7 protein-coding genes are annotated in these 10,902 nt (G+C 60.7%); 3 read left to right on the top strand and 4 right to left on the bottom strand.

Features of this window, described 5'->3' with window-relative positions:
• The first annotated feature begins 16 nt into the window (after nt 1-16).
• Together ASG55_RS13505 and ASG55_RS13500 are read left to right on the top strand one after the other, a co-directional pair.
• Entirely contained in the window at nt 17-460 is a 444-nt protein-coding gene (locus ASG55_RS13505) for a hypothetical protein (RefSeq protein WP_041477580.1), read from the top strand.
• Between the two features lie 133 nt (nt 461-593).
• Nucleotides 594-1,031 (top strand): hypothetical protein, encoded by a 438-nt coding sequence (locus tag ASG55_RS13500; protein ID WP_041477579.1) that lies wholly within the window; start codon nt 594-596, stop codon nt 1,029-1,031.
• A gap of 103 nt (nt 1,032-1,134) precedes the next feature.
• Here the strand turns inward: ASG55_RS13500 and ASG55_RS13495 are convergent, their stop codons facing one another.
• Entirely contained in the window at nt 1,135-2,037 is a 903-nt protein-coding gene (locus ASG55_RS13495) for a LysR family transcriptional regulator (protein ID WP_056787362.1), read from the bottom strand.
• Nucleotides 2,038-2,155: 118 nt separating this feature from the next.
• On the opposite strand from ASG55_RS13495, the gene ASG55_RS13490 reads away from it, so the two are divergent.
• Nucleotides 2,156-3,430: an MFS transporter gene (locus ASG55_RS13490; RefSeq protein ID WP_056787358.1), complete on the top strand. Its 1,275-nt coding sequence runs from the start codon at nt 2,156-2,158 to the stop codon at nt 3,428-3,430.
• 176 nt (nt 3,431-3,606) lie between these two features.
• Here ASG55_RS13490 and hemE read toward each other — a convergent pair whose 3' ends face one another.
• The 3 genes from hemE to gltB all read right to left on the bottom strand — a co-directional run bounded on the left by hemE (nt 3,607) and on the right by gltB (nt 10,825).
• On the bottom strand, nt 3,607-4,674 hold the full coding sequence (gene hemE, locus ASG55_RS13485) for a uroporphyrinogen decarboxylase (RefSeq protein WP_056787355.1): 1,068 nt from the start codon (nt 4,672-4,674) through the stop codon (nt 3,607-3,609).
• Between the two features lie 253 nt (nt 4,675-4,927).
• Nucleotides 4,928-6,346 carry an FAD-dependent oxidoreductase gene (locus ASG55_RS13480; protein ID WP_007909438.1) on the bottom strand — a complete coding sequence of 473 codons (1,419 nt, stop codon included), beginning with the start codon at nt 6,344-6,346 and terminating at the stop codon, nt 4,928-4,930.
• Between the two features lie 33 nt (nt 6,347-6,379).
• A complete protein-coding gene (gene gltB / locus ASG55_RS13475; protein WP_056787352.1) occupies nt 6,380-10,825 on the bottom strand; it encodes a glutamate synthase large subunit in 4,446 nt (1,481 codons plus the stop codon).
• Nucleotides 10,826-10,902: the final 77 nt, after the last annotated feature.

The raw sequence follows: 10,902 nt of genomic DNA, 5'->3' as shown, positions 1-10,902 counted from the left end.
GGTCAAGGAGACCTACATGCACTTCAAGAAATTCGCCGCCGTTACCCTGCTGCTCTGCGCCCTGCCAGCGGTCAGCCAGGCCCGCGACACGGCGGTCTACCTGCCATTCGACAAAGCCGTCGCCGAAGCCACCCGCTCCGGCAAGATCGATGGCAGCGTGAAATTCTATCTGGCCGGCAACACCCCGGCCGGCAAAGTCACCGTCGTCAGCCCCGACGCCGTGACCAACAAGAAAACCAACGCCTTCAACAAATCCGATGAAGTCGCCTGCGAGTGGGTCGCCCAATCGGCAATCATCAGCCTGCACCAGGCCGCGAAAAACGCCGGCGCCAACGCCGTGACCAACATCGTCAGCTTCTACAAGCGCAACGAGCGCAAGGACGCGCAAACCTACGAATGCCACGCCGGCGCGATCATGGCGGGCGTTGCGTTGAAGGGTGATCTGGCGAAGGTTCAGTAAGCGCCAGAAATGACAAAGGGCGCCGTTTGGCGCCCTTTTTTGGCGCTGATTGAACAGCATCTACACTCGCTGATGCAGGTCACAGCACCGTAACCTGCCCTCGCAGTCTCTTTCACCGTCAAAGGAGATGACCATGCAAGTGAAAGCCCTGATGGCCGCTGCGCTTATCGCCCTGCTGCCAAGTGCCAGCCATGCCACCAACCTCATGTACATGCCTTTCGAAACCGTGCTGTCGGACGCCATTCGCGCCGGTCGGCTGGATGGCAGTGTGAAGTTCTACCTGATCGGCAACGGGCCGCAGGGCACTCAGCAGTTGCTGCGCCAAGGGGTGGTCAGTGATTTGAAAACCAACGGCTTCAACAAGAGCGATCAGGCTTCGTGTGAATGGGTGTTGCAGTCGAATCTGATCAAATTGCAGGCTGATGCCAAGCGGGTCGGGGCGAATGCGGTGGTCAATATTGTCAGTTACTACGACCAGCGTGTACGCAAGGATTTGAATACCTACGAGTGCCGGGCAGGAGTTTTTGTTACCCGGGTGGCTTTGAAGGGGGATTTGGTGCGGTTGCCCTGAAATCTGTGATGTTTGGGCCGACGCCTTCGCGAGCAGGCTCGCTCCCACCTTGGAATGCGTTTCCCTGTGGGAGCGAGCCTGCTCGCGAAAGCGCCAGCCGCCTTCACACCGTCAGCGGTTCAACCTTGCGCGTAAGCAGTTCGACAAACGCCTTGGCCATCGGCGATTTCTGGTCTTTGCGCTGCACCAGCCACACCGCTGAGATCGCTTCGGGATCGAGCAGCGGTCGGTAGACCACGCCGTCGATGCGCATGCGTTGGTAGGACGCTGGCAGCACCGATACACCCAAGCCCGCCGCCACCAGACCAATAATGGTCATCGCCTCACCAGCCTCTTGAGCGAAGTGCGGGCTGAAGCCGGCGTCACGGGCCAGGTTTAGCAGTTGCGCATAGAGCCCGCTGCCATAGCTGCGCGGGAAAAACACGAAGGGCTCCAGCGCCAGCGCCGATAGAAACAGACCTTCATCGCTACTTTGGGCCAGTGGATGCTTGGAACTGAGCACCGCCACCAATGGCTCGCGCATCAACTCCACAACACTCAGTGAATCTGGCAATCCCAGCGGGCGCATGATGCCGACTTCGATCGACTCGTCCACCAGAGCATCGGCGACCATGGTGCTGCTCATTTCGCGCAAATTCAGATGCACCGCCGGAAAGCGCTGACGAAAGGAAAAAATCGCCTGCGGAATGGTCGAGTTGAACGGCGCCGACGAGGTGAAACCAATCTTCAACTCACCCAGCTCACCAAGTTGCGCACGCCGGGCGACATCCGCGGCCTTGTCGACCTGCGCCAGCACCAGCCGCGCCTCCTGCAGAAACAGCCTGCCCGCTTCGCTCAACTCGACCCGACGATTGGTGCGCTCGAACAAGCGCGCGCCGAGCTGCTGTTCCAGCGCCTGAATCTGCTGGCTCAGCGGTGGCTGGGAGATGCCCAGCACCTGTGCGGCGCGGCCAAAATGCAGTTCTTCGGCGACGGCGATGAAGTAACGCAGATGACGCAATTCCATAGGATTTCCATTAGGTCGCTGAAGCTATCAAACAGGTCGAACAATATATTGGATAGAAACATTAGCCAGCTATATGATTTTTTCATTGCCTGCCCGGCTGTGCTTTCCGAGGTCTGAAGTGAAAACTGCTGTCGCGCCCCTTGCCCACGAAATCCCGCCCGCAGCCGACGACGATGCCCTCGCCGAGCTGCAGGAGATCTACATCGAAAAAGGCACGCCGGCGTTCATGCGCACGGTGCTGGCGCTTTTCTGTGGCGGCTTTGCGACGTTCGCGCTGCTCTATTGCGTGCAACCGATGATGCCGCTGCTGTCCCACGAATACGGGATCAACGCGGCGCAGAGCAGTCTGATCCTCTCGGTGGCAACCGGCATGTTGGCCTTCGGCCTGCTGATCACCGGGCCGATCTCCGACCGCATCGGCCGTAAACCGGTGATGGTCGCGGCATTGTTCGCTGCCGCGTTATGCACCATCGCCAGTTCGATGATGCCGAGCTGGCACGGCGTGCTGATCATGCGCGCATTGATCGGCCTGTCATTGAGCGGTCTGGCAGCGGTGGCGATGACCTATCTGAGCGAAGAAATCCATCCTCAACACATCGGCCTGGCGATGGGTTTATACATCGGCGGGAACGCGATCGGCGGGATGAGCGGACGCTTGATCACCGGCGTGCTGATCGACTTCGTCAGCTGGCACACGGCGATGCTGGTGATAGGCGGTCTGGCGCTGGTCGCGGCGGCGGTGTTCTGGAAGATCCTCCCGGAGTCGCGCAACTTCCGCGCCCGCTCGCTGCACCCGCGCAGCCTGCTCGACGGCTTCACCATGCACTTTCGCGACGCCGGTCTGCCGCTGCTGTTTCTTGAAGCGTTTGTGCTGATGGGCGCGTTTGTCACGCTGTTCAACTACATCGGCTACCGCTTGCTGGCTGCGCCGTACAACCTCGATCAGGTATTTGTCGGATTGCTCTCGGTGGTCTACCTGTCGGGGATCTACAGCTCGGCGAAGATCGGTTCGCTGGCGGACAAACTGGGGCGGCGCAAAGTGCTCTGGGCGACGATTGCGCTGATGTTCGCCGGGCTCGCGCTGACGATGTTCACGCCGCTGTTGCTGGTCATCATCGGCATGCTGGTGTTCACCTTCGGCTTCTTCGCCGCGCACTCGGTAGCAAGCAGTTGGATCGGCCGGCGCGCGCTAACTGCCAAGGGCCAGGCGTCGTCGCTGTATCTGTTCAGTTATTACGCCGGGTCGAGCATTGCCGGGACGGCGGGCGGGGTGTTCTGGCATCTGGGCGGGTGGAACGGCATCGGCCTGTTTATTGGTGCGTTGTTGCTGATTGCCCTTCTGGTGGCGTTGAAGCTGGCGAAGTTGCCGCCGTTGCAGGGTGTCAAAGCCTGACATAAAACCCTGTGGGAGCGAGCCTGCTCGCGAACGCACTGTGTCAGGCAACATCAGTGTTGAATGACACACCCCTTTCGCGAGCAGGCTCGCTCCCACAGTTGATTTGGGTACGACATTAGATCGTGCAAAAGAAAACGCCCGGCATTGGCCGGGCGTTTTTTATTGGGCGCTGATCACTCGTGATACTGCGCTGACAGCTCATGCACCGCACGCAGGAATGCGCCGGCATGTTCCGGATCGACTTCCGGGGTGATGCCGTGGCCAAGGTTGAACACGTGGCCGCTGCCCTTGCCGTAGCTGGCCAGAATGCGCCCGACTTCAGTGCGGATCGCTTCGGGTTTGGCGTAGAGAACGGTCGGGTCCATGTTGCCTTGCAATGCGACCTTGTCGCCGACACGGGCACGGGCGTTGCCGATGTCGCAGGTCCAGTCCAGGCCGAGGGCGTCGGCGCCGGCTTCGGCGATGCTTTCCAGCCACAGGCCGCCGTTCTTGGTGAACAGAATCACCGGCACTTTGCGTCCGTCGTTCTCGCGGATCAGGCCGCTGACGATTTTCTTCATGTAAGCCAGGGAGAATTCCTGATACGCCGCCGCCGACAGGTTGCCGCCCCAGGTATCGAAGATCTGCACCGCTTGCGCACCGGCCATGATCTGGCCGTTGAGGTACGAAGTCACCGACTGCGCCAGTTTGTCGAGCAGCAGGTGCATGGCTTGCGGGTTGTCGTAGAGCATCGCCTTGGTCTTGCGGAAGTCTTTCGAGGAGCCGCCTTCAACCATGTAAGTCGCGAGGGTCCACGGACTGCCGGAGAAACCGATCAACGGCACGCGACCGTTGAGTTCGCGACGGATGGTGCTGACCGCATCCATCACGTAGCCGAGGTCTTTGTGCGGATCCGGGATCGGCAACGCTTCGATGTCGGCCATCGTGCTGACGACTTTTTTGAAGCGCGGACCTTCACCGGTCTCGAAGTACAGGCCCTGGCCCATGGCATCGGGAATGGTGAGGATGTCGGAAAACAGGATCGCCGCGTCCAGTTGCGGGTAGCGGTCGAGCGGTTGCAGGGTGACTTCGCAGGCGAATTGCGGATTCATGCACAGGCTCATGAAGTCGCCGGCATGCGCGCGGCTGGCGCGGTACTCCGGCAGGTAGCGACCGGCCTGGCGCATCATCCACACAGGGGTGACGTCAACGGGTTGCTTGAGCAGGGCGCGGAGGAAACGGTCGTTCTTCAGGGCAGTCATGTCGGCATCCGGAAAAAAAGTGCGGGCATTTTCTCAGAGCGCGAGGCAAAAGGCACGGATGTGGGTCAGCCTTTTGTCTATCGGGTCAATTTGTCGCGCTGGAACACGATTTTCCGCAACACCCTAAAACAACTGTGGGAGCGAGCCCGCTCGCGAAGAGGCCGGCACACCCAACATTGAAGTTGGCTGACAGACCGCTTTCGCGAGCAGGCTCGCTCCCACAGGAGTATTGCGTTTGGCTCAGGCGCCGGGGTTAGACACCCAGGTAATCGAGGATCCCTTCAGCCGCATTGCGCCCTTCAAAGATCGCCGTCACCACCAGGTCGGAACCGCGCACCATGTCGCCACCGGCGAAGATTTTCGGGTTGCTGGTCTGGTGCTTGTACTGACCTTGCTCGGGCGCAACAACGCGGCCTTGGCTATCGGTCTGGATTTCGAACTGTTCGAACCACGGTGCCGGGCTCGGGCGGAAGCCGAAAGCGATGACCACGGCGTCGGCCGGGATGATCTCTTCGGAACCCGGGATCGGCTCGGGGCTGCGACGGCCACGGGCGTCCGGTTCGCCGAGACGGGTCTCGACCACTTTCACGCCTTCGACCTTGTCTTCACCGACGATCGCGATCGGCTGGCGGTTGTAGAGGAATTTCACGCCTTCTTCCTTGGCGTTCTTCACCTCTTTGCGCGAACCGGGCATGTTCGCTTCGTCACGACGATAAGCGCAGGTCACCGACTTGGCGCCCTGACGGATCGAGGTGCGGTTGCAGTCCATCGCCGTGTCGCCGCCGCCGAGCACCACAACCTTCTTGCCTTTCATGTCGACGAAATCTTCCGGCGACTTTTCAAAGCCCAGGTTGCGATTGACGTTGGCGATGAGGAAGTCCAGTGCGTCATAAACGCCCGGCAGATCCTCGCCGGCAAAACCGCCCTTCATGTAGGTGTAGGTGCCCATGCCCATGAACACCGCATCGTACTCGGCGAGCAGTTGTTCCATGGTCACGTCTTTGCCGACTTCGGTATTCAGACGGAACTCGATGCCCATGCCGGTGAAGACTTCGCGACGATTGCTCAGCACGGTCTTCTCAAGCTTGAACTCGGGGATGCCGAAGGTCAGCAAGCCGCCGATTTCCGGGTTCTTGTCGAACACCACCGGAGTTACGCCGCCACGCACCAGCACGTCGGCACAACCCAGACCCGCCGGGCCTGCGCCGATGATCGCGACACGTTTGCCGGTCGGCTTGACCTTGGACATGTCCGGGCGCCAGCCCATGGCGAACGCGGTGTCGGTGATGTACTTCTCGACCGAACCGATGGTCACCGCGCCGAAGCCGTCGTTGAGGGTGCAGGCACCCTCGCACAGACGATCCTGCGGGCACACCCGGCCGCAGACTTCCGGCAGGGTGTTGGTCTGGTGCGACAGCTCGGCGGCCTGGAGGATGTTGCCCTCGGCCACCAATTTGAGCCAGTTTGGAATGAAGTTGTGCACCGGGCACTTCCATTCGCAATACGGGTTGCCGCAACCCAGGCAGCGGTGGGCCTGATCGGCCGACTGCTGGGGTTTGAACGGTTCGTAGATTTCGACGAACTCTTTCTTGCGTTGACGCAACAGTTTCTTCTTCGGATCCTTGCGCCCGACATCGATGAACTGGAAGTCGTTATTCAGACGTTCAGCCATTGTTAAAACCTCATCAAACTCTTCAGGCGCATATCACTGCGGGTTGGCACGAGTGCTGGAAAGCAGGGTTTTCAAGCTGGCAGCCTTGGGCTTGACCAACCAGAAACGCCGCAAGTAATCGTCGAGGTTCTCGGCGAGTTCACGACCCCACTCGCTGTCGGTTTCGGCGACGTACTCGTTCAGCACGTTCTGCAGGTGGCTGCGATAGGCTTCCATCGCCTCGCCGCTGATCCGCTGGATTTCCACCAGCTCGTGATTGACCCGGTCAACGAAGGTGTTGTCCTGATCAAGCACGTAGGCGAAACCACCGGTCATGCCAGAGCCGAAGTTGTAACCGGTCTTGCCCAGCACGCAGACGAAACCACCGGTCATGTACTCGCAGCAGTGATCGCCAGTGCCTTCCACGACGGTGTGGGCACCGGAGTTACGCACGGCGAAACGCTCGCCTGCGGTGCCGGCGGCGAACAACTTGCCGCCAGTGGCGCCGTACAGGCAGGTGTTGCCGATGATGGCGCTTTCCTGAGTTTTATAGACGCTGCCCTTCGGCGGCACGATGACCAGCTTGCCGCCGGTCATGCCTTTGCCGACGTAGTCGTTGGCGTCGCCTTCCAGGTACATGTTCAGACCGCCGGCGTTCCACACACCGAAGCTCTGCCCGGCCGTGCCTTTGAAACGGAAGGTGATCGGCGCCTTGGCCATGCCCTGGTTGCCGTGCTTGCGCGCGATTTCGCCGGAGATCCGGGCGCCGATCGAACGGTCGCAGTTGCAGATATCCAGCTCAAACTCGGCACCGCTGAGGTCGTTGATCGCCGACGCGGCCAGCTCGACCATCTTCTCCGCGAGCAGACCTTTGTCGAACGGCGGGTTGCGCTCAACGCCGCAGAACTGCGGTTTGTCCGCCGGGATGTGATCGCTGCCCAACAGCGGGGTCAGGTCCAGGTGATGTTGCTTGGCGGTCTGGCCTTCGAGGATTTCCAGCAGATCAGTGCGACCGATCAGTTCTTCGAGGGAGCGCACACCAAGCTTGGCCAGCCACTCACGTGTTTCTTCGGCGACGTAGGTGAAGAAATTCACCACCATGTCGACGGTGCCGATGTAGTGATCCTTGCGCAGCTTCTCGTTCTGCGTCGCGACGCCAGTGGCGCAGTTGTTCAGGTGGCAGATGCGCAGGTATTTGCAGCCCAGTGCGATCATCGGCGCGGTGCCGAAGCCGAAGCTCTCGGCGCCGAGGATTGCCGCTTTGATTACGTCGAGGCCGGTTTTCAGGCCGCCGTCGGTCTGCACCCGGACTTTGCCGCGCAGGTCGTTGCCCCGCAGGGTCTGGTGGGTTTCAGCGAGGCCGAGTTCCCAAGGTGCGCCGGCGTATTTGATCGAAGTCAGCGGCGAAGCGCCGGTACCGCCGTCGTAGCCGGAAATGGTGATCAGGTCGGCATAGGCCTTGGCCACACCGGCGGCGATGGTGCCGACGCCCGCTTCTGCTACGAGTTTCACCGAAACCAGCGCCTGCGGGTTGACCTGCTTGAGGTCAAAGATCAACTGCGACAAATCTTCGATCGAATAGATGTCGTGGTGCGGCGGTGGCGAAATCAGGGTCACGCCCGGCACTGCGTAACGCAGCTTGGCGATCAGCCCGTTGACCTTGCCGCCCGGCAGTTGCCCGCCCTCGCCCGGCTTGGCGCCTTGGGCGACCTTGATCTGCAGCACTTCGGCATTGACCAGGTATTCCGGAGTTACACCGAAACGGCCGGTGGCAACCTGCTTGATTTTCGAGCTCTTGATGGTGCCGTAACGCGCCGGATCTTCACCGCCTTCGCCGGAGTTGGAACGCGCGCCGAGGCGGTTCATGGCTTCGGCCAGGGCTTCGTGAGCTTCCGGCGACAGCGCGCCGAGCGAGATACCGGCGGAATCGAAACGCTTGAGCACCGACTCCAGCGGCTCGACTTCACTGATGTCCAGCGGCGTGTCGAGGGTCTTGACCTTGAACAGGTCGCGAATCATCGACACCGGACGGTTGTCCACCAGTGAGGTGTATTCCTTGAACTTGGCGTAGTCGCCCTGCTGCACAGCGGCTTGCAGGGTGTTGACCACGTCCGGGTTGTACGCGTGATATTCGCCACCGTGGACGAACTTCAGCAGACCGCCCTGCTGGATCGGCTTGCGCGGGCTCCAGGCTTCGACGGCGAGGGCTTTCTGCTCGGCTTCGATGTCGACGAAACGCGCACCCTTGATCCGGCTTGGCACACCACGGAAGCTCAGCTCGCAGACTTCTTCGGACAGGCCGATGGCCTCAAACAGCTGCGCACCACGATACGAAGCGATGGTCGAGATACCCATCTTCGACAGGATCTTGAGCAGGCCTTTAGTGATGCCTTTGCGGTAGTTCTTGAACACCTCGTAGAGGTCGCCCAGGACTTCACCGGTACGGATCAGGTCGCCCAGCACTTCGTAGGCCAGGAACGGATACACCGCCGAGGCGCCGAAACCGATCAGCACGGCGAAGTGATGCGGGTCACGGGCGGTCGCGGTTTCAACGAGGATGTTGGAATCGCAACGCAGGCCTTTTTCGGTCAGACGGTGGTGCACTGCACCGGTCGCCAGCGAAGCGTGGATCGGCAGCTTGCCCGGGGCGATATGACGGTCGCTGAGGACGATCTGGGTACGCCCGGCGCGCACGGCTTCTTCAGCCTGATCGGCAACGTTGCGGATCGCCGCTTCGAGGCCAAGGCTTTCGTCGTAGTTGAGGTCGATGATCGCCCGTTCGAAACCCGGACGGTCGAGGTTCATCAGCGAGCGCCACTTGGCCGGAGAGATCACTGGCGAGCTGAGGATCACGCGCGAGGCGTGTTCCGGCGACTCCTGGAAAATGTTGCGCTCGGCACCGAGGCAGATTTCCAGCGACATCACGATCGCTTCACGCAGCGGGTCGATCGGCGGGTTGGTCACCTGCGCGAACTGCTGACGGAAATAGTCGTACGGCGTGCGCACACGCTGGGACAGCACAGCCATCGGCGTGTCGTCGCCCATCGAGCCCACGGCTTCGTAACCTTGCTCGCCAAGCGGGCGCAGCACCTGATCACGCTCTTCGAACGTGACCTGATACATCTTCATGTACTGCTTGAGCTGGTCGACGTCGTAGAAAGCCGAACCGTGGTCGTTGTCTTCCATGGTCGCCTGAATGCGCAGGGCATTCTTGCGCAGCCATTGCTTGTACGGATGACGGGATTTAAGACGGTTGTCGATCGCATCGGTATCGAGGATCTGCCCGGTTTCGGTGTCCACGGCGAAGATCTGGCCCGGGCCGACGCGACCCTTGGCGAGCACGTCTTCAGGCTGGTAGTTCCACACGCCGATTTCCGAGGCGAGGGTAATGAAACCATTCTTGGTGGTGACCCAGCGCGCCGGACGCAGACCGTTACGGTCGAGCAGGCACACCGCGTAGCGACCGTCGGTCATTACTACGCCGGCCGGGCCGTCCCACGGCTCCATGTGCATCGAGTTGTACTCGTAGAACGCACGCAGATCCGGGTCCATGGTTTCGACGTTCTGCCACGCTGGCGGAATGATCATCCGCACGCCACGGAACAGGTCGATGCCACCGGTGACCATCAGTTCGAGCATGTTGTCCATGCTCGAGGAGTCGGAACCGACACGGTTGACCAGCGGGCCGAGCTCTTCCAGATCCATCAGATCATTGGTGAACTTGGTCCGACGGGCCTGCGCCCAGTTGCGGTTACCGGTGATGGTGTTGATTTCGCCGTTGTGGGCGAGGAAGCGGAACGGCTGCGCCAGCGGCCATTTCGGCAGGGTGTTGGTGGAGAAGCGCTGGTGGAACACGCAGATCGCGGTTTGCAGGCGCTCGTCACTCAGGTCCGGATAGAACGCGGCCAGGTCGGCCGGCATCATCAGGCCTTTATAGATGATGGTCTTGTGCGAAAAGCTGCAGATATAGTGGTCGGTGTCAGCGGCGTTGGCCACCGACGAACGGCGACGGGCGCTGAACAGCTTCACCGCCATGTCCTGATCGCTCAGGCCTTCGCCGCCGATGTAGACCTGCTCGATCTGCGGCAGGCGCTCAAGGGCCAGGCGGCCGAGGACGCTGGTGTCGATCGGCACTTGGCGCCAGCCGATCAGTTGCAGGCCTTCGGCGAGGATCTCGCGGTTCATGTTCTCGCGAGCGGCTTCGGCCTTGGCCGGATCCTGATTGAAGAACACCATGCCCACGGCATATTGCTTGGGCATTTCGACGCCGAAGCTTTCCTGGGCAATGGCTCGCAGGAAGGCGTCGGGTTTTTGAATCAGCAGACCGCAACCGTCACCGGTCTTGCCGTCGGCATTAATCCCACCGCGGTGGGTCATGCAGGTCAGGGCCTCAATGGCCGTTTGCAAAAGGGTATGACTGGGCTCGCCCTGCATATGAGCTATCAGGCCGAAACCGCAGTTATCCTTGAATTCATCTGGTTGGTACAGACCTGCTTTCATAGACACTTTCTCACCAGGCTGCCTCTACTCGAGGCAAATTTCTTTTCAATTCAACCACTTGCGTTCCGCGCCGAACG

The organism is Pseudomonas sp. Leaf434, assembly GCF_001425545.1.
In the GTDB taxonomy this organism is placed as follows: Bacteria; Pseudomonadota; Gammaproteobacteria; order Pseudomonadales; family Pseudomonadaceae; genus Aquipseudomonas; species Aquipseudomonas siliginis.
Note: the sequence above shows the minus strand (reverse complement) of the source record. Positions and strands in the feature narration are given on the sequence as shown.